17 protein-coding genes are annotated in these 21,339 nt (G+C 66.8%); 6 read left to right on the plus strand and 11 right to left on the minus strand.

What is annotated here, in order from left to right:
- Nucleotides 1-78: 78 nt before the first annotated feature.
- Nucleotides 79-3,666: a lamin tail domain-containing protein gene (locus H7A87_RS02225; protein WP_119129410.1), complete on the minus strand. Its 3,588-nt coding sequence runs from the start codon at nt 3,664-3,666 to the stop codon at nt 79-81.
- Nucleotides 3,667-4,197: 531 nt separating this feature from the next.
- On the opposite strand from H7A87_RS02225, the gene H7A87_RS02230 reads away from it, so the two are divergent.
- The 3 genes from H7A87_RS02230 to H7A87_RS02240 all read left to right on the plus strand — a co-directional run bounded on the left by H7A87_RS02230 (nt 4,198) and on the right by H7A87_RS02240 (nt 7,405).
- Nucleotides 4,198-5,100 carry a tryptophan 2,3-dioxygenase family protein gene (locus tag H7A87_RS02230; RefSeq protein ID WP_119129411.1) on the plus strand — a complete coding sequence of 301 codons (903 nt, stop codon included), beginning with the start codon at nt 4,198-4,200 and terminating at the stop codon, nt 5,098-5,100.
- 188 nt (nt 5,101-5,288) lie between these two features.
- Nucleotides 5,289-6,803, plus strand: coding sequence for an oligopeptide:H+ symporter (locus H7A87_RS02235; protein WP_119129412.1), 1,515 nt, complete (start codon nt 5,289-5,291; stop codon nt 6,801-6,803).
- Between the two features lie 11 nt (nt 6,804-6,814).
- A complete protein-coding gene (locus H7A87_RS02240; RefSeq protein WP_104583472.1) occupies nt 6,815-7,405 on the plus strand; it encodes a thioredoxin family protein in 591 nt (196 codons plus the stop codon).
- Between the two features lie 51 nt (nt 7,406-7,456).
- Here H7A87_RS02240 and H7A87_RS02245 read toward each other — a convergent pair whose 3' ends face one another.
- Nucleotides 7,457-7,945 (minus strand): MarR family transcriptional regulator, encoded by a 489-nt coding sequence (locus tag H7A87_RS02245; protein WP_119129413.1) that lies wholly within the window; start codon nt 7,943-7,945, stop codon nt 7,457-7,459.
- Nucleotides 7,946-8,067: 122 nt separating this feature from the next.
- Between H7A87_RS02245 and hppD the strand changes: the two genes are divergently transcribed.
- On the plus strand, nt 8,068-9,183 hold the full coding sequence (hppD, locus tag H7A87_RS02250) for a 4-hydroxyphenylpyruvate dioxygenase (protein ID WP_180496866.1): 1,116 nt from the start codon (nt 8,068-8,070) through the stop codon (nt 9,181-9,183).
- A gap of 366 nt (nt 9,184-9,549) precedes the next feature.
- Nucleotides 9,550-10,863: a homogentisate 1,2-dioxygenase gene (gene hmgA, locus H7A87_RS02255; protein ID WP_119129414.1), complete on the plus strand. Its 1,314-nt coding sequence runs from the start codon at nt 9,550-9,552 to the stop codon at nt 10,861-10,863.
- Between the two features lie 211 nt (nt 10,864-11,074).
- Here hmgA and H7A87_RS02260 read toward each other — a convergent pair whose 3' ends face one another.
- From H7A87_RS02260 to H7A87_RS02290, 7 genes are all read right to left on the minus strand, one after another.
- Nucleotides 11,075-11,626, minus strand: a complete 552-nt coding sequence (locus H7A87_RS02260) for a hypothetical protein (protein ID WP_119129476.1) — start codon at nt 11,624-11,626, stop codon at nt 11,075-11,077.
- 248 nt (nt 11,627-11,874) lie between these two features.
- Entirely contained in the window at nt 11,875-12,300 is a 426-nt protein-coding gene (locus tag H7A87_RS02265; protein ID WP_115675773.1) for a Na+/H+ antiporter subunit G, read from the minus strand.
- Nucleotides 12,297-12,581 carry a K+/H+ antiporter subunit F gene (locus H7A87_RS02270; RefSeq protein ID WP_016901330.1) on the minus strand — a complete coding sequence of 95 codons (285 nt, stop codon included), beginning with the start codon at nt 12,579-12,581 and terminating at the stop codon, nt 12,297-12,299. Before H7A87_RS02270 ends, H7A87_RS02265 begins: the two co-directional genes overlap by 4 nt.
- The gene (locus H7A87_RS02275) at nt 12,578-13,084 is read right to left on the minus strand and encodes a Na+/H+ antiporter subunit E (protein WP_119129415.1); all 507 of its coding nucleotides are present in this window, start codon (nt 13,082-13,084) and stop codon (nt 12,578-12,580) included. The genes H7A87_RS02270 and H7A87_RS02275 overlap by 4 nt, the downstream gene beginning before the upstream one ends.
- Complete coding sequence (locus H7A87_RS02280) at nt 13,081-14,625, minus strand: monovalent cation/H+ antiporter subunit D (protein WP_119129416.1); 1,545 nt, start codon at nt 14,623-14,625, stop codon at nt 13,081-13,083. The genes H7A87_RS02275 and H7A87_RS02280 overlap by 4 nt, the downstream gene beginning before the upstream one ends.
- Complete coding sequence (locus tag H7A87_RS02285) at nt 14,622-14,996, minus strand: Na+/H+ antiporter subunit C (protein WP_119129417.1); 375 nt, start codon at nt 14,994-14,996, stop codon at nt 14,622-14,624. The genes H7A87_RS02280 and H7A87_RS02285 overlap by 4 nt, the downstream gene beginning before the upstream one ends.
- Nucleotides 14,996-17,824, minus strand: coding sequence for a monovalent cation/H+ antiporter subunit A (locus tag H7A87_RS02290; RefSeq protein WP_119129418.1), 2,829 nt, complete (start codon nt 17,822-17,824; stop codon nt 14,996-14,998). The genes H7A87_RS02285 and H7A87_RS02290 overlap by 1 nt, the downstream gene beginning before the upstream one ends.
- 166 nt (nt 17,825-17,990) lie before the next feature.
- Between H7A87_RS02290 and H7A87_RS02295 the strand changes: the two genes are divergently transcribed.
- A complete protein-coding gene (locus tag H7A87_RS02295) occupies nt 17,991-18,893 on the plus strand; it encodes an NAD-dependent epimerase/dehydratase family protein (protein ID WP_164739686.1) in 903 nt (300 codons plus the stop codon).
- Between the two features lie 116 nt (nt 18,894-19,009).
- On the opposite strand, the gene H7A87_RS02300 is transcribed toward H7A87_RS02295, so the two are convergent.
- Together H7A87_RS02300 and H7A87_RS02305 are read right to left on the minus strand one after the other, a co-directional pair.
- Complete coding sequence (locus H7A87_RS02300; RefSeq protein WP_119129420.1) at nt 19,010-19,495, minus strand: Mpo1-like protein; 486 nt, start codon at nt 19,493-19,495, stop codon at nt 19,010-19,012.
- Between the two features lie 98 nt (nt 19,496-19,593).
- The gene (locus H7A87_RS02305; RefSeq protein ID WP_119129421.1) at nt 19,594-21,189 is read right to left on the minus strand and encodes a M4 family metallopeptidase; all 1,596 of its coding nucleotides are present in this window, start codon (nt 21,187-21,189) and stop codon (nt 19,594-19,596) included.
- Nucleotides 21,190-21,339 lie beyond the last annotated feature (150 nt).

Here is a 21,339-nt window from a genome sequence, read left to right on the forward strand (position 1 = left end):
TGGCTTGCACAAAAAAAAGGGCGCGGACCAGGCCGCGCCCTTTGTCGCAGTACAGAATTGCGACGTGGTGCACTGCGATCAGCGGCGGTCGGCGCCTCCACCGATCGGGGTGACGATCAGCGCCGAATCGTTGGCCGGGTTGGCATCGGGCGAGGTCGATGTGGCCCTCGCCTGCACGCGGATGGCACCGTCGGCAGGGATCGGCCTGGCTGCCACGGTCAACTGGAAGGCCAGCTGCGCGCCCGGCAGCACGACCGCCGCGCTGCTGCACACGAAGCGGGCATTGCGCAGCGATTGCACCTGTTTGTCGCAGCGCCAGCCCTGCGGCGGCACCAGCTGCGACAGCGCCGACACCGTATTGCCTTCGATCACCAAGCCGGGACGCTGCGCCGGCGCGGCACCGACGTTGTCCAGCAGCACGCGGTAGCTGGCGCTGAACGCTGTTGTCGGCAGGCTGGCCGGGCCGTCGAACCGCACCGCCAGGTCGCTGCGCGGCTGCGGCCGTGCCTGCACCACAACGGCAGCGGTGTCGGTGTTGTTGTCCGGCTGCGGGTCGGGCGACTGCGAGGCGACCGAGGCGGCCAGGGTCAGGGTGCGCCCGGCCAGGTCCGGGCCGGCATCCAGTTGCACTGCAAAACTCTGCGCAGATCCCGCCGCAAGCAGTGGGATGTTGCAGGTAAACGTGGTCTGCGTGGCATTGGTCTGGTTCTGGCAGATCCAGCCCGGCGGGGCAGTGAGGCGCGCCCGTGCCGGCAGGTCGAATACCAACGCCAGCGCAGTGAACGGCGCGCGATCCGGCCCTCGGTTTTCGACATCCACGGTGTAGTCGATGTGCTCGCCTTCGACCACCTGGTCGCGCGCGGCGGTGACAGCCACCTGCACGTCCGCGTTCACCTGCTTGGTCATGCGCAACAGCACCACGGTGGGATCGTGATCGGACAAGCGCGTGGGCGTATTGGCATCGTTGCGCGCGGTGCCGGGGAAGTCGGCATTGATGCGCGCATGGCCCACCGACAGCGAGGCGATGTTGGGCGCGCGCATCAGCGCCTCGTTGGCCAGGATGTGATCCAGCGACTGCACGTTGCCGTCGAAGGCGTACGAGTAGCTCTGGTCCGGCGTGTTGAACCAGGTCAGGTCGGTGTAGTCCGGGTTGACCAGGTCCACGCCATCGCCGCCCACCACGGTCTGCGCATCCGGCGCCGGCCTGCCGGTGACGGTACCCATCGCATCCACGTAGCCGTCGTTGAACTCGAAGGCGTTGAAGTCGCCCATCACCAGCACCTGCTCGGCCGGGTCGAGCTGCTGGCGCGTTTGCAGCAGGCGCGCCAGGTACTCGGCCTGGGCCTGGCGCTTGGCGCGGATGCGGGTGCCGGCCGCATCGTCGGTCTCGGCGCCGTTGAGCGAGCGCTGATGCACCACGATGGCGGTCAGCGGCAGCACGCGGCCATCGGCCTGGTGCACTTTGGCACTGAGCACCAGTGGCGGGCGATCGTTGAGCAGGCTCACCGCGCCGCCCGGTTCGGTCCAGGTGGTGGTCTTGCCTTCCTGGGCGATGGATACCACTTCCACGCGCGGCACGCCGGCCGACACCGCAGCGGTCTTGACCAGGAAGCCCACGTCGATACCGCCGACGTCGTTGCCTTCCTGCAGGTAGGCCACGTACTGCGGATCGGGCTGGCCGGAAGCGATGGCATCGGCGTTGAGGCGCGCAGCCAACGTCTGCAGCACACCGAGGCTTTCCACTTCCACCGTGCCCAGGATGTCGGGCGTGTGCAGGTAGTTGCGGATTGCCAGCGAGGCCTTGTTGAGGCGGGCCTGGAACGCGGCCGGAGTGAGCACCGGTTCGCCGATCGCCGGGTCGTTCTGGTCGTCGAAGAAGCGCTCCATGTTGTAGGTGGCCACGGCCACGTCGTCGGCCTGCGGCCGCGGTGCCGGGCGCGGTTGGTCGGCACCGTTGCAGTTCACCTGCGGGGTGCGTTCCGGATACAGCGTGTAGCGGCGGAAGCTGTAGTCCAGCGGGCCGGTGACATCCTGCACGACGCAGCCCGATGCCAGGTCCAGACGCTCGGCCCCGACGCCGGCGCTGCCGACCGCGATCACTTCCGGGTTGGTGTTCCAGCGCGGCACCCCGGCAGGCGAGCCGGCCGGCAATGGATCGGGCAACTGCACGCCGGGCTCGCGAAAGGCACGCGGCACGCCGGTGACCACCGCATGGAAGACGCCATTGCTGGTGGCGGTGGCGTTGGTCTCGTTGACGTTGCCGCCGGTGGGCGCATTGACGGTGAGGCTGGCGGCGGTAACGCGCATGCCTTCCAGCGCTTCGAGCTGATCAAAGGCACCGTTCGGGTTGGGGAAGTTCGCGCTCAACGCCACCGGCATCGGCAACGGATTGCCGGTGGAATCCAGCAGCACGGTCAGGCTGCCGCCGATCTCGGTCAGTGGCGGCTGGGTCGAATCGGCGGTGGGCACGTACTCAAGCACCGTGCCTTGCACGCGCACCCGGTTGCCGATGGCAGCGGCGTCCGGCGGTGCGCTGCCGGTGTAGACGTAGACGCCTTCGGAGGTGGCCGCATCGCCATCGGTTTCCGCATCTGCTGCCTGCAGGAAGAAGCCGGCGCTGCGACGGGCGGTGACGATGCCCGAGGTGGCGACCACCTGGCCTTCCAGCGGCGAGCGTGCGCCCTTGCCCTGGATGGCGTGGATCGGCAGCAGGCTGAAGTCGTCGTTGAGGACGGTGCCGGTGGCGTTCAGCGTGGCCGGCAACGCGCCGGTGAGGCCGCTGATCTGCAGCGCGAAGGTCTCGTCGGGCTCGGGTGTGGTGTCGCCCAGCACCTCCACGCTGATGCTGGCGCTGCGCTCGCCGGCGGCGATCCGGACGCTGGCCGCGGGCAGGGCAACATAGTCGCTGCCAGCGACGGCGGTGCCATCGGCGGTGGCCGCGGTGAAGCTCACCCCGCCCGCACCGGCCGGCTGGCTCAGGCTCAGCGTGAACACAAGGCTGCGGCTGCCGCTATTGCCCTCGGCCTGGCTGACATCGGCCAGCGTGGCGATCGGCTGGCCGCCGCCGCTGCACAGGCGTGCGGGGCTGGCGGCGTTGCGCGGGGCCGGCGCGCCGGTGGCGAAATCGGCCGCGTTGTTGTCGGTGTCGGTGCAGCCATCGCCGCCGCGCAGCACCGCCAGCGTATTGCTGGGCGCCGGGGTGGGCGCATTGCCTTCGGCGCAGCTGGCGGTGCTGCCATAGCCGACAAGATCGGCATTGCCGGTGGGGCAGGCGCCGCTCAACGCCGAGGCGCTGTTGCTCAGCGCCACCTTGCCGGCGCCGCCGCCCATGGCGATGGTGCCGGTGGCGTCGGGCGTGGGCAGGGCAACGCTGCCGCCGCTGCCGTCGGCCTGCTTGACCAGGTAGTAGCCGCCGGCCGGCACGCTGCCCGCCAACGGGGTGACCTGCCAGCTGCTGCCGGCGGCCGAGGCGTATTGCACCGACCAGCCGTCCAGGCTGACCGTGGTGCTGCCGATGTTGTGCAGCTCGATGAAATCGCTGCGGAAGGTGGCACCGCTGTTGCCGCCACCGCCGTAGACCTGGCTGATGACGACCTGGGCGTTGGCGTGGCCGGCAACCGCCAGCGCACAGACAAGTAAGGCTGCACGACGCTGCAACACATGCATGAGATGAGAGTCCCCTGATCCATGAGACGTGAAACGCTCCCCTGGTCCGGCCACGTCCCTGGCCGGCAGCGCCGTTCGATTCTGCATGAATTTGCAGACCTAGGTTGACGATACGGTGACACCGGCGCAGTTGCTGCGACTGCGCAGTCGAAAGCGGTTGGCTTTTTCAGGTGTGAAGTACTGGTCGGGTACGCCACCGCGTTGTCAGGCTGCCCGCGTGAGCCGGTCACCCAGTCAGATCGGGCGCTGCGGCAAAGGCGCGCTACAGCGCCATGCAGGCGCGCTGCAACGACATGCAGGGAGGCCGCGCGCTGCACAAGGAATAATCCGGAAGGGCGTCGGTCCAGCCAGAAGGTCTGCACGGTAGAACGATGCGACACACACCGGAGATCACGTGTCGAAGACCCAGCCTCCAGCGCCGCCCTCAGCCGCCAGGCCGTCGATATCCAATCTCCGCTCCCGATTCCCGATTCCCAATCCCCAATCCCCGCCACTGAGCTACCCTGACCGGCCCGATCCATCTGCGCTGCCATGCCCGTCGACAAGAACCTGCGTGACCTGGAACCCGGCATCCATACCGATCTGGAGGGGCGGCTGACCTACGGCGGCTATCTGCGGCTGGACCAGTTGCTGTCGGCGCAGCAGCCCCTGTCCGAGCCGGCGCACCACGACGAGATGCTGTTCATCATCCAGCACCAGACCTCCGAGCTGTGGCTGAAGCTGCTGGCGCACGAGCTGCGCGCGGCGATGGTGCACCTGCAGAACGATCAGGTCTGGCAGTGCCGCAAGGTGCTGGCGCGCAGCAAGCAGGTGCTGCGCCAGCTCACCGAACAGTGGTCGGTACTGGAGACGCTCACCCCGAGCGAGTACATGGGGTTTCGCGACGTGCTGGGGCCCTCGTCCGGCTTCCAGTCGCTGCAGTACCGCTATATCGAGTTCCTGCTGGGCAACAAGAACCCGCAGATGCTGCAGGTGTTCGCGTACGACCCGCAAGGGCAGGCACGGCTGCGCCAGGTGCTGGAAGCGCCCAGCCTGTACGAGGAATTCCTGCGCTACCTGGCGCGCTTCGGGCATGCCATCCCGCCGCAATACCAGGGGCGCGACTGGACCTGCGCACATGTGGCCGACGACAGCCTGCGCCCGGTGTTCGAGCGCATCTACGAAAACACCGACCGCTACTGGCGCGAGTATTCGCTGTGCGAGGACCTGGTCGATGTGGAAACCCAGTTCCAGCTATGGCGTTTCCGCCACATGCGCACGGTGATGCGGGTGATCGGCTTCAAGCGTGGCACCGGTGGGTCCAGCGGCGTGGGATTCCTGCAGCAGGCGCTGGCGCTGACCTTCTTCCCGGAGCTGTTCGACGTGCGCACGTCGGTGGGTATGGAAAGCCGCGAGCCGCTGAAGACTGGCCGCGATGAGCCGGAGAACGGCTGAGCGGGCCAGCGGAAGCGGGCGGGGCGGTAGTGGCTCGCTGGAGTCGAGGCCGGTGGCACTCCAGTGGCCGCCATCAGGTCGAGGAGTGCTGCGAATTTGACGCGTACATGACGTCTAAGTGATCCTCGCGCGTCTCCCGGGGTACGCCCTGGGCACCCAGCCATTCCTGAATACGCAAGGGACATTCCATGAGCGTTGACGCTACCGCGCCGACTTCCGCCACCCCGCCGCCGCCTGCACCGCCCGAGTTCCCCACGCTGCTCGGCCATCCCCGGCCGCTGTGGATGCTGTTCATGACCGAATTCTGGGAACGCTTCGCGTTCTACGGGATCCGCTGGGCGCTGGTGCTGTACATCGTGGCGCAGTTCTTCAGCGGCGATGCCACCGGCCAGGCGCCGGCCGGACGCACCTATGGCGCCTATCTGGCGCTGGTGTATGCGGCGGCGATCTTCGGCGGCTACGTGGCCGACCGCGTGCTCGGCTACCAACGCTCGATCCTGGTCGGTGCGGCCGTCATGGCCACCGGCCTGTTCCTGATCGCCGTTCCCGAGCACACCATGTTCGAGATCGGCCTGGCCACCGTGGTGGTGGGCAACGGGCTGTTCAAGCCGAACATCTCCACCATGGTCGGCAAGCTGTACTCGGTGGCCGATCCGCGCCGCGACAGCGGCTTCACCATTTTCTACATGGGCATCAACCTCGGCGCGATGATCTCGCCGGTGCTGACCCAGTTGCTGGCCGAAAAGGTGTTCGGCACCCAGGCCATGCCGTCCTACAAGATGGTGTTCATGGCCTCCGGCGCGGGCATGCTGATCAGCCTGGTGTGGTTCTGGATCGGCCGCGCGCAGCTCAAAGGTATCGGCGCACCGGCGCCGAACGCGCAGGGCATCGGCCGGGTGCTGATGGTGCTGGTCGGCTGCGTGCTGGCGATCCCGGTGGTGTACCTCCTGCTCGCCGTCGGTGCAGACGTGCTGCAGATCGTGCTGACCGTGTTGTTCGTCGGCCTGTCGGTGATGCTGCTGGTCGAAGGCATCCGCGAAGGCAAGGTGCAGCGCGACAAGGTGATCGCGATGCTGATCATCTTCGCCTTCAACGTGCTGTTCTGGATGTTCTTCGAACAGGCCGGCAGCTCGTTCACCTTCCTGGCCGACAATATCGTCGACCGCGGTTTCGGCGACTGGACCTTCCCGACCGCCTGGTTCCAGTCGGTGAACTCGATTGCCATCATCACCCTGGCGCCGATCGTCGCCTGGATCTGGGTCAAGGCCGGCCGCTTCAATCCGTCGATTCCGCGCAAGTTCGGCCTGGGCCTGCTGTTCAACGGCCTGGCGTTTCTGCTGCTGATGTTTGCACTGTCGAGCCTGGTCAACGATGCTGGCAAGGTACCGTTCTGGACCTTGTTCATGGTGTACGTGATCCAGTCGGTAGGCGAGCTGTGCCTGTCGCCGATCGGCCTGTCGATGGTGACCAAGCTGGCACCGGTGCGTCTGGTCGGTTTCGGAATGGGCGGCTGGTTTCTGTCTACCGGCATCGGCAACAACCTGTCGGGCATTTTTGCCGGGCATGTCAGCGGAAGCGAAGGGATGAGCGTGTCCTCGGCCCTGAGCGGGTATACCTTCGGGTTTTGGGCGCTATTGGGCGCTGGCGCGGTGCTGTTCCTGATCGCGCCGTTGATCAACAAACTGATGCATGGTGTGAAGTGAGGAGAACAGCAATGCCGATCAAACCCACTGTCTGTGGCCTGCTGCTGGCAGGTCTGTTGAGCGCCTGCGGGCAGCCCACCGAGCAACAGGAGGCGCCACGGCCGCTGGACACCTCGATGCAGAAGCCGCCCAGCGCCGACCCCAGCCAGCCGGTGTCCTCGGGCAATACGCCCACCGCGGCCGACATCGCTGCGGCGGCGGCGCTCAATGCGCAGTACGACCCCTCGCGCGATCCGGCCGCGGATCTGGAGACCGCCAAGGTCGAGGCCAAGCGCGGCGGCAAGCGCATCGTGCTCAACGTCGGCAATGCGGCCTGCGAGCCGTGCAAGGCGCTGGACGAGCTGATGGGCGGCGATGCGGAGCTGCGCAGCTTCCGCGATGCGCACTTCGTGGTGGTCAAGGTCAATCGCGATGCGACCAACGAGAACGCCGCGTTCCTGTCGCAGTTCGCCCAGCTCAACGACTATCCGTCGCTGCTGGTGCTGGACAACGACGGCAAGCTGCTGACCACCCAGTCCGGCCCGGAACTGCGCAAGGGCGAGGGCTTCGACCGCAGGAAACTGTTCGATTTCCTCAAGCAGTGGGCGCCGCCGCAGGCCTGACCCGTCGTTGCCGTGGCATGCAAAAACCCCCGCAACTGCGGGGGTTTTTTATCAGTCCTTGCCGGCCATGCGCGGCAGCCCGTCCTTGGCCAGCCGGTCGATCAGCGTTTCCAGGATCTGCTGTTCCTCGGCGCTGAACACCGACATCAGCCGGCGTTCCATCTCGTTGACCAGCGGGGCGACGGTCTCGTAGACCTGGCGCCCGGCCGGCGACAGCGCCAGCATCGAGCGGCGGCGGTCGTCGCCATGGGTTTCGCGGCGGATGAAGCCGCGCTCCAGCAGGCGCGCCACGGCGCGGCTGACTGCAACTTTATCCATCGCGGTGCGGTCGGAGACCTCGCTGGCCGAGGAACCCGGATACAGCGCCAGGATGGTGATCACCCGCCACTCGGGAATGGCCATGCCGTAACGATCACCGTAGACCTTGGCGATATTGCTGCTGATGCGGTTGGACAGCACGCTCAGGCGATACGGCAGGAACTGCTCGAGGTTGAGCAGCACAGGATGTGGCGGCGGGGTAGGGGCGTCGAGATCGCTCATGTTGCACTGTGTCTTGATTTTGGTTTCATTTGCAACTACAAACCTTGGGTGGCCTGCGCATTCTCGCGGGTCTTCTGCCACCCCGCATAGCCCTGCGGACGGCCTAGCGTGGAGAAACGACGATGAGCGCACAACCGAGCAGTACCGCAACCCGCCCGAACCTGGGCATGCAGGTCACCACCTTCGACAACCCGATGGGGATCGACGGGTTCGAGTTCGTCGAATTCGCCGCGCCCGCCGGCCAGGCCGCGCAGCTGCACGACTACTTTCGCAAGATGGGCTTCAGCGCGGTGCTGCGTCACCGCAGCCGCGCCATTACCGTCTATCGCCAGGGCGGGGTCAACTTCCTGCTCAACGAAGAGCCCGATTCGTTTGCCGCCGATTTCGCCGCCGCGCACGGCCCGAGCGCCTGCGGCTTTGCGATCCGCTTCCGCACCCCGGCCGAGACGGTGCTGCAGACCGTGCTGGGCAACGGCGGCGAAGCGGTGCAGGACAAGGCCGACACGCGCGCTGTCCCGGCCCCGGTGGTCAAGGGCATCGGCGACTGCATGCTGTATCTGGTGGACCGTTATGGCGATGCGGGCAGCATCTACGACGCCGACTACGAGCCGATCGAAGGCGCCGACCCGCAGCCGGCCGGCTTCGGGCTGACCTTCATCGACCACCTGACCCATAACCTGTACTTCGGCAACATGCAGCGCTGGTCGGACTATTACGAGCGCCTGTTCAACTTCCGCGAGATCCGCTACTTCGACATCAAGGGCGCCAAGACCGGCCTGGTGTCCAAGGCGATGACTGCCCCGGACGGCATCGTGCGCATCCCGCTCAACGAATCCTCCGACCCCAAGAGCCAGATCAACGAATATCTGGACGCCTACCACGGCGAAGGCATCCAGCACATCGCCTGCTTCACCGACGATATCTATAGCTCGGTGGAAAAGATGCGCGAGGCCGGCGTGACATTCCTGGACACGCCCGACACCTATTTCGACGTGGTGGACCTGCGCATCCCCGACCACGGCGAGGATGTCGAACGCCTGCGGCGCAACAAGATCCTGATCGATGCGGATGTGGACACCAAGCAGCGCAAGCTGCTGCAGATCTTCACCACCAACTGCATCGGCCCGATCTTCTTCGAGATCATCCAGCGCAAGGGCAACGAGGGCTTTGGCGAGGGCAACTTCCAGGCGCTGTTCGAGAGCATCGAGCGCGATCAGATGAAGCGTGGGGTGCTTTGAGGGCGGGGATTGGGGATTCGCTGTTCGGGATTCGGGATTTGTGGTTGGTGCGGTTAACTGGGTCGGTGCGGGTTTGAGTGGTGCGAAGTGTTGCGATGTCCAGCCTGGCTGCCCGTAACGTCGGATGTGGTTCCGGTACGGATCCAACGAAGCGGGCGGCAAGTGGTCGCAATCAAGCGCGCTCAGGCAAGGTGTTTTTCCGACAACACAAAGTAACGAAGACGCACGTCGTTAAAGCCCCTCTCCCCACGAGGAGAGGGGCTTAATCCGCCAGGCCTTAGCTCTTCTTCGGTAGGAAAGGCCTGATTCAACTCAATCCCAACCTTCTGCATCCGGGGAGGGAGGGCCAAGATCCGGACGCATGCCATGCACAACACCCCGCAGTACATGACCGGTTTCGGCAACACGTTCGCCACCGAAGCGGTGGCCGGCACCTTGCCGGTGGGGCAGAACTCGCCGCAGCGCGTGGCGCACGGGTTGTATGCCGAGCAGTTGTCCGGCACCGCGTTCACCGCGCCACGCAGCGAGAACCGGCGCAGCTGGCTGTATCGCATCCGCCCGGCGGCGGTGCATGGCGCGTTCTCGCTGATCGCACAGACGCACTTCCACAACGACTTCGGGCGCGGCCCGGTGCCGCCGGATCAACTGCGCTGGAGCCCGTTGCCGCTGCCGTCGGCACCAACCGACTTCGTCGATGGCCTCTACACCATGGCCGGCAACGGCGGGCCGGAGGCGATGTCCGGCGTTGCCGTGCATCTGTATGCGGCCAATGCCTCCATGCACGATCGCTTCTTCTACGATGCCGATGGCGAGCTGTTGCTGGTGCCGCAGCTGGGGCGCCTGCGCATCCACAGCGAGCTCGGGGTGCTGGAACTGGAGCCGCAGCAGATCGGGGTGATACCACGCGGCGTGCGCTTCCGTGTCGAGCTGCCCGATGGCGAGGCGCGTGGCTATGTCTGCGAAAACTTCGGCGCATTGCTGCGGCTGCCCGACCTGGGGCCGATCGGCTCCAACGGGCTGGCCAATGCGCGCGATGTCGAAACGCCGCATGCGGCCTTCGAGCAGCGCGAAGGCGCGTTCGAACTGGTGGCCAAGTTCCAGGGCCATCTGTGGCGCGCGGACATCGGCCACTCGCCGCTGGACGTGGTGGCCTGGCATGGCAACTACGCGCCGTATCGCTACGATCTGCGCCGCTTCAACACCATCGGTTCGATCAGCTTCGACCATCCGGACCCGAGCATCTTCACCGTGCTGACCTCGCCCAGCGACACGCATGGCACGGCGAACATGGATTTTGCGATCTTCCCGCCCCGCTGGCTGGTGGCGCAGCACACCTTCCGGCCGCCGTGGTTCCATCGCAATGTGGCCAGCGAGTTCATGGGGCTGGTGCACGGCGTCTACGATGCCAAGGCCGATGGCTTCGCGCCCGGTGGTGCCTCGCTGCACAACTGCATGAGCGGGCATGGCCCGGATGCGGCGACCTTCGACAAGGCCTCGCATGCCGACCTGACGCGCCCGGACGTGATCGCCGACACCATGGCCTTCATGTTCGAAACGCGCGCGGTGCTGTGCCCCACGCAGCAGGCATTGCAGGCCGCGCATCGGCAGGGCGACTACCAGCAGTGCTGGTCCGGCTTGCGCGCAGCGTTCCAGGCGCCCAGGTCAGGTGATGCACCGTAGCTCAGGCCGCCAGCCGGGGGGCTGAGCAGGCAGTACGGCACGGCAGAGGCGTGGTTGTCGGAAACGTGCCGTCCGCAACGCAGCAGTCGCAGGCGCGTGCTCGAGCAGCCTGTACGGTACCGGCTGCGATTGTCGGATCACGCCAACTGCAAGGCATCCGTTGCCGCTGGCCGATCACGCCATCCACGCCATGTCGGTTTCAGTTGCCCGATCAGGCAGCCTGCAACGCATCCGGCAGCAGCTCGCCGATCCGTGCACGTACGCGCTCGGCATAGCTTGCCGAGGTGATCTGCGGCAACGCGCGCAGCGCCTCGGCGATGGCGGCGGCGATGGTGTCTTCGGTACGTGCGGCGTGCAGCTGCCGGTGCAGCACCACGGCCGCCGGGTTGCGTTGCAGCTGCAGGATGTCGAGCAGGTACAGCCGTGCGTTGGTGGCCGCGCGGCGACGCTGGCGTTGCAGGTCCTCCTCGCTCGGTGGCGCAGCTGGCGGCGGCACGCAATCGCCCGCAACGACGGGAGCGAGCGCAGCGGCCGGGGGCGCGAGTGGCGTTGTCGCGTTGCCTGCAGGCGTGCCGAAGGCCAGATAGCCCATCGCGCAGAGCCCCTGCACCAACGCGGCGCCGTCGCCGCCCAGCAGTGCTGCCAGGGTGGCCAGATCGCGCTGCCCGTCTGCCAGGATCAGCGCGCGTCGCTGCAGCAAGGTGAGGGGACTGCAGTGCGATTGCAGCGCGGTGAGGGCGAGCTCGGTCTTGCGTGGGGTCATGGCGGCGGTCCTGCGAGGCGCCCAGCTTGCCCGCAGCCAATGAAGCGCCGATGACATCGGCACGCTGCAGGGCGCGCTGGCGTTCTGCACGCCGCCGCGATGTGCGCCGTTGGGCTGTGGCGGACCCGTAGCAACGCCATGCATGACCACCGGATTGCACGGTTTGATGGGCACACTGCTGTTGCTGACCGGCAGCAACCGCGCCGGGGCCAGCACGGCGGTGGCGGCCGACGCGGCAGCAGGAAGCCTCAGTGCGGATGCTTGTCCGGCCCGGCGTGCTGGCTGGCGGTGTCGGCGTTCTCGCCGACATCGCCTTGGGTCTGCGGCGTGGGCAGGCCTTCCTTTTTCATGTCGCCGTGGTTGGGCACTTCCGGGCGGTCTTCCATCATCAGCGACAGCGCCGCCTTGGCCATCAGATGGGCACTGATCGGTGCGGTGATGAACAGGAACACGGTGATCAGCAGTTCGCGCGGTTGCGGGTCCACGCCGAGGAACAGGTGATAGCCCACCGATGCCAGCAGCACGCAGCCCACCCCCAGCGTGCTGGCCTTGGTCGGCGCATGCAGGCGCTTGAAGAAGTCCGACAGCTTCACCAGGCCGAACGCGCCGATCAGGATGAAGAAGGTGCCGACCAGCAACAGCGCGCTGAGCAGATATTCGGTCAGCGCGATCATTCGACGATGTCCCGACGCAGCACGAACTTGCTCAGCACCACGGTGCTGCCGAAGCCCAGCATCGCGATCACCAGCGCGGCCTCGAAGTAGATCGGCGAATCCAGGTACATGCCCAGCAGCATCAGCTCGGCGATGGCGGTGATGGACAGGGTGTCCAGTGCCAGGATGCGATCGGGCACGCTCGGCCCGCGCAGCAGGCGCCACAGCGCCATCAGCATGGCCAGGCCCACCGCATGCATGCAGATGACGATGGTCGATTCGATGAACATGTGGCCGGTCATGGAAAGATCTCCATCAGGGGCTTCTCGTAGCGGGTCTTGATCTCGGCGATCAGGGCGTCCGGGTCGTCCAGGTGCAGCACGTGCACCAGCAGATACTTGCGGTCATCCGAGAGCGCCGCCGACACCGTGCCGGGAGTGAGGGTGATCATGCTGGTCAGCGCGGCGATGCCGTGGATGTTGGCGATGTCCAGCGGCACCCAGATGAAACCGGGGTGGATGCGCGACTCCGGGCCGAGCACCTGGCCGGCCACCTTGAGGTTGGAGCGCACGATGTCGCCGGCGGCCACCAGCAACATGCGCGGCACCGAGCGCAGCGACCCGATGCGGGCGAACTCGCGGTCCAGGCGCGCCGCAAAGATCGGCACCACCCAGCCCAGCAGCAGGCCCAGCACCCATTGCTGCGGCCCGAAGCTGTCGCTGAGCAACAGCCAGAAAATGAACACCGTCACGCTCAGCGAGGGCGAGGGCAGCAGCCGGCTGCGCAGCGGCATGCGCGTGCTCATGGCTGCCTCCGTTGCGGCATGGTGGCGCGCACCTGTTCCACGTAGGCGCCGGGATCGCGCAGCTGCACGCCGGCCGCGTCGGTGTAGCGCATCAACGGGCCGGCACCGGCCGTCATCGCCACCAGCCCGCCCAGCAACAGCAGCGTGGCGGCGGTCTCCACCGGGCGCATGCGCGCACGGCGTTGCGGCTGCAGCGCGGGGACATCCTGCACCGCTTCGGGCACGCGCCAGAACAGGCGCACGCCGGCACGCGTCAGGCCGATCACCACCAGCAGGCTGCTGCCGAGGATGGCGACCCACACCGGCCCGACCAGGCCGGCGGGCACGTGCTGCAGCAACGCGGCCTTGGCCAGGAAGCCGGACAACGGCGGCAGCCCGGCAACCGCCACCGCGGCGACCATGAACATCGCACCGGGCATCCCGCGCCGCGGCAGCGGCGCGACCACTTCCTTGCGGTCGCTGGCGCTGCCGCGGCGACGCCGGATCAGGTCCGATACCATGAACAGTGCCGCGGCCACGAAGCTGCTGTGCGGCAGGTAGTACAGCCCCGCACCCAATGCGCCGGCATCGTCCAGCGAGAAGGCGATGAACAACGTCGCTGCCGAGAACACCACCAGATACGACACCATCACCCGCAGCCGCGATGCGGCCATCACCCCGAAGGCGGCCATCAACAGCGTGGCGATGCCCAGCCACAGCAATGCGTGGCGACCGAAGCCCTGCAGCGCGCCGGCACCGGCGCCGAACCACAGCGCCGACACGCGCAGCGTCGCGTACAGCCCGACCTTGGTCATGATCGCAAACAACGCCGCCACCGCCGCCGGCGCGCGCGAATAGGTCTCCGGCAACCACAGGTACAGCGGCAGCAACGCGGCCTTGCTGCAGAACACCAGCAGCAACAGGCCCAGGCTGGCCTTGGCCAGCGGCAGGTCCTGCGCCGGCAACGTGGCGATGCGCTGCGACAGCTCGGCCATGTTCAAGGTGCCGAACACGCCGAACAGCAGGCCCAGCGCGATCAGGAACAGGGTCGACGCACACACGTTGAACACCACGTAATGCAGGCCCACACGCATCTGCAGCCCGCGCCCGCCGCTGAGCAACAGGCCGTAGGAGGCGATCAGCATCACTTCGAAGAACACGAACAGGTTGAAGATGTCGCCGGTCAGGAACGCACCGTTCAAGCCCATCAACTGGAACTGGAACAAGGCATGGAAATGCGGCGCGCGCCGGTCCCAGCCCGCGCAGGCATGCAGCAGGCAAGCCGCGCCCAGAATCAAGGTGGTTAACAGCATCCACGCCGACAGGCGGTCGCCCATCAGCACGATGCCGATGCGCGCCGGCCAGTCGCCGAGCAGGTACACCAGCACCTGGCCGTCGGCGGCGCGCGCGAACAGGGCGATCACGGACACGGCCAGCAACACCATGCTCGTCCACGCCACCGTGCGCTGCACGCGCGGCCCATAGCGGCGATGTTCAACGAACAGCGACGCCGATGCGCCCAGCATCGGGATCAGGATCGGCAGGATCAGCAGATGATTCATCGCCGTGCCTCGCGCGTGTCCACGCCGGTGGTGGCGTCTTCATGCGCATCCACATGGTCGCTGCCGTTGTCGCTGCGGCTGCGGATCGCCAGCACCAGGCTCACGGCGGTCATCGCGAAGGCGATCACGATCGCAGTCAGCACCAGCGCCTGCGGCAACGGGTCGGTGTAGTGCATCAGGTCGGCCGGCACGCCCTCGCGCAGCACCGGCGCCTGGCCGCTACGCAGCCGCCCACCGGCGAAGATCAGCAGGTTGGTTGCATACGACAGGAAGGTCATGCCCAGGATCACGTCGAAGCTGCGCGCGCGCAGCAACAGGTAGATCGCCAATGCGGTCAGGACGCCGATCGCGCTTGCCATTGCCAGTTCCATCAATGCTGCTCCGCGGTGCGTGTCGAACGCTGGGTGGGGTCGATCTCGCCGCGCTGGGAGCTGCGCGTACGCGAGGGTTTGATCGTGCCCATCATCGACAGCATCAACATCGCCGCGCCGAACACCACCAGATACACGCCGATATCGAAGCCCAGCGCACTGGCCAGTTCCAGATCGCCCAGCAGCGGCAACGGAATCTCCAGATGTCCGCTGCTCAGGAACGGCATGCCGAAGAGCAGCGCACCGGCGCCACTGACCAGCGCGCACAGCAGGCCGATGCCGATCAGGCGGATGTAGTCGAAGCCGAAGCGCGATTCCACCGATGCGGTGCCCTGGATCACGTACTGCATCAGCAACGGCACCGCCAGCACCAGCCCGGCGATAAAACCGCCACCGGGCGCGTTATGGCCGCGCAGGAACAGGAACAACGACACCGTCAGCGTCAGCGGAAACATGATCTGCGCCAGGTCGGCCGGCACCGGCAACTTGATCGGCGGGCCGGGCATGGTGCGCTCCGGCGCCATGCGCGAGCGCCGCAGCAGCGCGTGCACCACCAGCCCGGCGATCGCGAACACGGTGATCTCGCCGAAGGTATCGAAGCCGCGGAAATCCACCAGGATCACGTTGACCACGTTGCGCCCGTAGGCTTCCGGCAGCGCACGCTGCAGCAGCTCGCCGGCGACCGTGTGGCTGGGCTGGGTCATCAAGGTGTAGGCCAACGCAGCCAGCCCGGCGCCCCCGACCACGGCGATGCCGGCATCGCGGAGTTTGCGCAGGCGCGCAGGTTCGGGCACCGAGCGCTCGGGCAGGTAATTCATCGCCAGCAGCATCAGCACCAGCGTCACCATCTCCACCAGCAGCTGGGTCAACGCAAGGTCCGGTGCTGACAGGAACACGAAGGTCATGCTGACGGCCAGGCCGGTGCCACCCAGCACCAGCACGGCGAGCAGGCGCTGCTTGTACAGGAACAGGCTGCCCAGGGCGCAGGCGATCATCAGCAGCCAGATCGTCCAGCCCAGCAGCGGCAGCGGGGTGGGCGCCGGCCAGGCCGGCAAGGCGCCGCCCTGCAGGAACGGCACCAGCGCCACCACGACCGCGCTCAGCACCAGCAGCATCAGCATGCGCTGCAGATTGCCGTTGGTGACCGCATCGGTCATGCGCACGGTACCGGCGAACAGGGCGCGCAGGTTCCAGTTGAACAGCGCCTTGCCCGGCGAGCGGTTCTGGATCGCGTACATGTCCAGCGTGCGGCGCAGCGCCATGTACAACAGGGTGCCGCCCACCATGCCGGCGATGCTCATCGCCAGCGGCCAGTTCCAGCCGTGCCACAGCGCCAGGCTGTAGTCGGGCAGGCGCTCGCCAAGGATGGCGCTGGCACCGGCGCGCAGCACCGGCGCAATGGTCCAGGCCGGCACGATGCCCACGGCCACGCAGATCAGCACCAGCACGTCCACCGGTATCCGCATCCAGCGCGGCGGCTCGTGCGGGGTGGTGTCCAGATCGCGTGGGCCCTGGCCGAAGAAGGTGTCGTGCACGAAGCGCAGGCTGTAGGCCACGCCGAGCAGGCCGGCCAGCAGGGCGGCGATGCTGGCCAATACCCGCATGGTCTGCGGCGCGTCGGTTTCCAGCGCCACGGCAAAGAACATTTCCTTGGACAGGAAGCCGTTGAGCAGCGGAACGCCGGCCATCGCCAGCGAGGCGGTAATCGCCAGCGCGCTGGTGACCGGCATCAGGCGGCGCAGATTGCCCAGCTTGCGCATGTCGCGCGTGCCGGTCTCGTGGTCGATGATGCCGGCGGCCATGAACAGCGAGGCCTTGAACACCGCGTGGTTGAGGATGTGGAACACGCCGGCCACCACCGCCATCGGCGTGGACAGGCCGAACAGCATCGTGATCAGGCCCAGATGCGAAATGGTCGAGTACGCCAGCACGCCCTTGAGGTCGTGCTGGAAGATCGCGTGCCAGGCGCCAAGCAGCAGCGTGATCGCACCGATGCTGGTGACCGTATAGAAGAACAGATCGGTGCCGGCCAGGGCAGGATGCAGGCGCGCCAGCAGGAACACGCCGGCCTTCACCATCGTGGCCGAATGCAGATACGCCGACACCGGCGTGGGCGCGGCCATCGCGTGCGGCAGCCAGAAGTGGAACGGGAACTGCGCGCTCTTGGTGAAGATGCCCAGCAGCACCAATCCCAACGCATACGGATACAGCGGGCTGGCGCGAATGAGATCGCCGGCCGCCAGTACCGCATCCAGCTCAAAGCTGCCGACGATGCCGCCGATCATCAGGATGCCGCCTAGCAGCGCCAGGCCGCCACCGGCCGTCAGCACGAAGGCCATGCGCGCACCTTCGCGCGCGTCCTTGCGGTGCGACCAGAAGCCGATCAACAGGAACGAGCTGATGCTGGTGAGCTCCCAGAACACCATCAGCAACAGCAGGTTGCCCGACAACACCATGCCGAGCATCGCGCCCATGAACAGCATGAGATAGGCGAAGAAGCGCGAGGCGCTGTCGCGTGCACTCAGGTAGTAATGCGCATACAGCACCACCAGCGCGCCGATGCCCAGCACCAGCAACGCGAACATCCACGCCAGGCCATCGAGCCGCAGCGAGAACATCAGGCCGATCTGCGGCAACCACGCGTGCTGGCTGCCGACCACCTCGCCGCGCAGCACGGCCGGTGTGAGCGTTGCCAGGATGAGCAGCCCGCCCAACGGCGCGGCCGCAGCCAACCACGCAGTGATCGAACGGGAGACGCGCCAGAGCAGCGCAGTGGCGGCCGCCATCACAAATGGCAGCGCGAGCAGGATTTCCAGCGGAAAAGGCATGCAGGGAACACAAGATTCGCGAGCAGGCCAGAGAGCTTAACAAACCGTTGACTGACGCCCGCGTCAACGCCGTGGCTGCGCGCATGCGCAAATCGCCAACGCAGCAGCATCGCGCCGCTGCGTGTCACTCGCTATGCTGGGATCACCCAGACCGCATCCGAGCCCCGTGACCGCTGCCGATCCCGCTCCGTCCCCTGCCGTTTCTGCGCCGCGCGCCCTGGTGTTCGGCGGCAGCGGTCAGATCGGCGAACGCCTGCTGACGCGGCTGCTCAGCCGCGGCTGGCAGGTGACGGCATGGTCGCGCCAGCCGCGCGCGGCGCGCTCCGGGCTGATCTGGCGGCAGGGCGACCTGGCCACGCCGGCTGCCGCAGGCGAGGCCTTCGAGGTGATCTTCAGCTGCGGCCCGCTGGACCATTTCGCGCGCTGGTATGCCGAAAATCCGGTGCGCGCTCCGCGCATTGTGGCGTTCGGTTCCACCAGCCTGGAGGTCAAGGAACATTCGATCGACGCGGCCGAGCGCGATGTCGCACAGCGCCTGGCACATGCCGAACAGGCGCTGTTCTCCGCAGCCCAGGCGCGTGGTGCCACGGCGACGGTGCTGCGCCCGACGCTGGTCTATGGGGCCGGGCGCGACCGCACGCTCACCCAGATCGCCGGGCTGGCGCAGCGCACCGGCGCCTTCGTGCTGCCGGCCAACGCAACCGGGCTGCGCCAGCCGGTGCATGTGGACGATCTGGCCAGCGCCGCGCTGGCGGTGCTCACCCAGCCGGCGACACAGCAGCGCAGCTATGCCGTCGGCGGCGGCGAGGTGCTGGCCTATACGCAGATGGTGGAGCGCGTGCTGGCGGCGCTGCCGCGACCGGCGCGGCTGTATCAGGTGCCGCCCGGCCTGTTCGGCCTTGCCCTCACTGCCGCGCAGCGGCTGGGGCGCCTGCGTGGCATCAATGCGGCCGCATTGCAGCGCATGCGCGATGACCTGGTGTTCGACCTGGAACCGGCGCGTCGCGACTTCGGCTACGCGCCACGCGCCTTTCGTCCGCTGCCCGAAGAGCTCGGCATCGGCGAGTGATACCCCGCAGGTGCACCTGTGTGCCATGCAGCGCTGCGTGGCGCGCAGTCGTAATACGCCGCTTCAACGCATGACCACGCCGGCACCGGGCTGTGCGCTGGGCGTGTCGGCCGTGCTCAATACCGCCAACCCAACTGACGATATAACTTGGCCAGCACCCAGATCGGCCCGATCAGCAGATAGGTCAGGTCGGTTAGAAAGCTCGGCTTGCGGCCTTCGATCCGGTGGCCGACGAACTGCGCGATCCAGGCCAGCACGAACACTGTCAGCGCCGTGGTGAACAGGCCGCTGAGCCCGAGCCTGCCTTCGATCAACCGGCACAGGCAGCCGAAGAAAAAGAAGATCCCCAGCATGCCCAGCCCGAGCGGACGCGATAAGCGGTTGTAGTAAGACCAGGCCGCGAACATCGACAACGCCGCCCATACGCCGCTGCTGAACCAGGTGCCGCCGACCGGGATGCACCACAGCAGGCCCACCACCGACCACAGGATCGCCGGCACCGCCAGCACATGGATCTGCTGATTGGTCGCGTTGCGATGGTCGTCGGAATAACTGGCGAAATAGCGGTCGATCGGTCGCGCGGTCTTGGTGCGTTCGGTCATGTTCCCTCCCAGGAATGACCCAAGCATACGCGCGCGGATGGCACAGTGGCAGACGCGCCCCTGCCACGCGTAGCGCGCGTGACAGGGAGCGGCATCCATCAGTTGACCGACACGGCGCTCCACGCTGCGGCAACCGCGCGGTACTGCGTGGAGCTGCTGCCGTACAGATCGGTGGCCGCGCTCAACGTCGCCCGGCGTGCGGCCGCATAGTTGGTCGAGGAGGTCATGTACACCGTCAACGCGCGGTACCAGATGCGGCTGGCTGCCGCTCGGCCGATCGCCGTCAATGCCGTGTTGCCGTTGCAGACCAACCCGGCCGGCGTCACGTTCCAGCTGGTGCCCGACCCGAAGCCGCTCGGCACCACCGCGCCTTCGGCCAGCAGATAGTAGAAATGGTTGGCCACGCCCGAGCTGTAATGCACGTTGAGCGAGCCCAGGCTGCTGCTGTAGCAATCGGGCGAGTCGCCATCCAGGCTGGGCTTGAACATGTAGCGCAGCGCCAGCGTCCCGCTGCTGTTGCCGGGGATGATCTTCTCGCCGATCAGGTAATTGCCCGGCTGCGCGCTGTTGTTGGCGGAATACTCCACCATCGCGCCCATGATGTCGGAGGTGGCTTCGTTCAAGCCGCCCGACTCGCCCGAATACACCAGGCGCGCGGTGCGGCTGGTCACGCCGTGGGTCATCTCGTGACCGGCCACATCCACCGACACCAACGGCGTGAACGTGCTGCCGTCGCCATCGCCGAAGGTCATGCAGAAGCAGCTGTCCTGCCAGAACGCGTTGTTGTAGCGGCTGCCGTAATGCACCCGGCTGCGTGCACCGGCTCCATCGTTGGCGATGCCGCTGCGCGCATGGGCGGTGCGGAAATAGTCCCAGGTCAATGCGACGCCGTAATGCGCATCCACCGCCGCAGTCACCGTATCGCTATTGGCGCCGCTGCCCCAGGTGTTGTCGGCATCGGTGACCAGCGTGCCGTTGCCGGAGGTGCTGTTGCGCATGTTGTAGGTGGCGCCGCTGCCGCGGCTCAGATCGGTCAATTCATACCCGCTGCTGCAACGCGTCGTTGCCAATGCCACGCTGCCTGCATACAGCGAACGTCCGGTGCCGGCCGCACTGGTGCCGCCCGCGCAGGCGGTATGCACCGTGTCCCAGGACTCGAGAATGCGTTGACTGACTGCATCGACGATGTAATGCATTTCGGTCGGCGTCTGGTCGGGCTTGATGCCGCTGTAGATCACTTCATAAACCAGACGCGGTGCCCCCTGACGCGCATACAAGGCCAGGCTTGCGCGCGGCGCCGCATCGGGTGCCAGATCGAACTGCGCACCGGCCGCACGCATAGCCGTGTCCGCATCGATGCCCGGCACGATGCTCGGGCGCACGCTGGTGTCCATGCTCTGGCTCAACTGACGCATCACTCCGCGTCGCGAATGCACCACCACATCGCCGCCGATGACCGGCAGGCCCTGATAGGTGCGATCAAAGCGCACATGCTCGGTGCCGTCGGCATCGACGATGCTGTCGCGCGCGACAAACGCATCGGCCGTTGCACGGTTGGCCAGCGCCGCAGCGTGATTGCCCAACAAGGTTTGCGCGCGCGACACCGCGGCATTTGCGGAAAGATCCGCGGCAGTGGCGACAGCAGACAACGATAGCGCGCAGCAGATCGCCGCGCCCAGGACATGAACTTGCATGACGACTCTCTCCCCGAAAACGTGCAATGCAAAGATCGGCGGCGACACGCATCACGGCCGATCGCGACTGGCAACAGGTGCCTGCAGATAAACTTGCACAGTCCATGACAGCGCAGTAGGAAAAGTTACAGCTGTGTTGCGTTCTGTGCG

This window comes from Xanthomonas sp. CPBF 426 (assembly GCF_903989465.1).
GTDB lineage: Bacteria > Pseudomonadota > Gammaproteobacteria > Xanthomonadales > Xanthomonadaceae > Xanthomonas > Xanthomonas euroxanthea.

What these genes read in the sequence shown, in the direction of transcription:
- H7A87_RS02225 (WP_119129410.1), bottom strand. Translation starts at nt 3,666, where the DNA reads ATGCATGTGTTGCAGCGTCGTGCAGCCTTACTTGTCTGTGCGCTGGCG.
- H7A87_RS02230 (WP_119129411.1), top strand. Translation starts at nt 4,198, where the DNA reads ATGCCCGTCGACAAGAACCTGCGTGACCTGGAACCCGGCATCCATACC.
- H7A87_RS02235 (WP_119129412.1), top strand. Translation starts at nt 5,289, where the DNA reads ATGAGCGTTGACGCTACCGCGCCGACTTCCGCCACCCCGCCGCCGCCT.
- H7A87_RS02240 (WP_104583472.1), top strand. Translation starts at nt 6,815, where the DNA reads ATGCCGATCAAACCCACTGTCTGTGGCCTGCTGCTGGCAGGTCTGTTG.
- H7A87_RS02245 (WP_119129413.1), bottom strand. Translation starts at nt 7,945, where the DNA reads ATGAGCGATCTCGACGCCCCTACCCCGCCGCCACATCCTGTGCTGCTC.
- hppD (WP_180496866.1), top strand. Translation starts at nt 8,068, where the DNA reads ATGAGCGCACAACCGAGCAGTACCGCAACCCGCCCGAACCTGGGCATG.
- hmgA (WP_119129414.1), top strand. Translation starts at nt 9,550, where the DNA reads ATGCACAACACCCCGCAGTACATGACCGGTTTCGGCAACACGTTCGCC.
- H7A87_RS02260 (WP_119129476.1), bottom strand. Translation starts at nt 11,626, where the DNA reads ATGACCCCACGCAAGACCGAGCTCGCCCTCACCGCGCTGCAATCGCAC.
- H7A87_RS02265 (WP_115675773.1), bottom strand. Translation starts at nt 12,300, where the DNA reads ATGATCGCGCTGACCGAATATCTGCTCAGCGCGCTGTTGCTGGTCGGC.
- H7A87_RS02270 (WP_016901330.1), bottom strand. Translation starts at nt 12,581, where the DNA reads ATGACCGGCCACATGTTCATCGAATCGACCATCGTCATCTGCATGCAT.
- H7A87_RS02275 (WP_119129415.1), bottom strand. Translation starts at nt 13,084, where the DNA reads ATGAGCACGCGCATGCCGCTGCGCAGCCGGCTGCTGCCCTCGCCCTCG.
- H7A87_RS02280 (WP_119129416.1), bottom strand. Translation starts at nt 14,625, where the DNA reads ATGAATCATCTGCTGATCCTGCCGATCCTGATCCCGATGCTGGGCGCA.
- H7A87_RS02285 (WP_119129417.1), bottom strand. Translation starts at nt 14,996, where the DNA reads ATGGAACTGGCAATGGCAAGCGCGATCGGCGTCCTGACCGCATTGGCG.
- H7A87_RS02290 (WP_119129418.1), bottom strand. Translation starts at nt 17,824, where the DNA reads ATGCCTTTTCCGCTGGAAATCCTGCTCGCGCTGCCATTTGTGATGGCG.
- H7A87_RS02300 (WP_119129420.1), bottom strand. Translation starts at nt 19,495, where the DNA reads ATGACCGAACGCACCAAGACCGCGCGACCGATCGACCGCTATTTCGCC.
- H7A87_RS02305 (WP_119129421.1), bottom strand. Translation starts at nt 21,189, where the DNA reads ATGCAAGTTCATGTCCTGGGCGCGGCGATCTGCTGCGCGCTATCGTTG.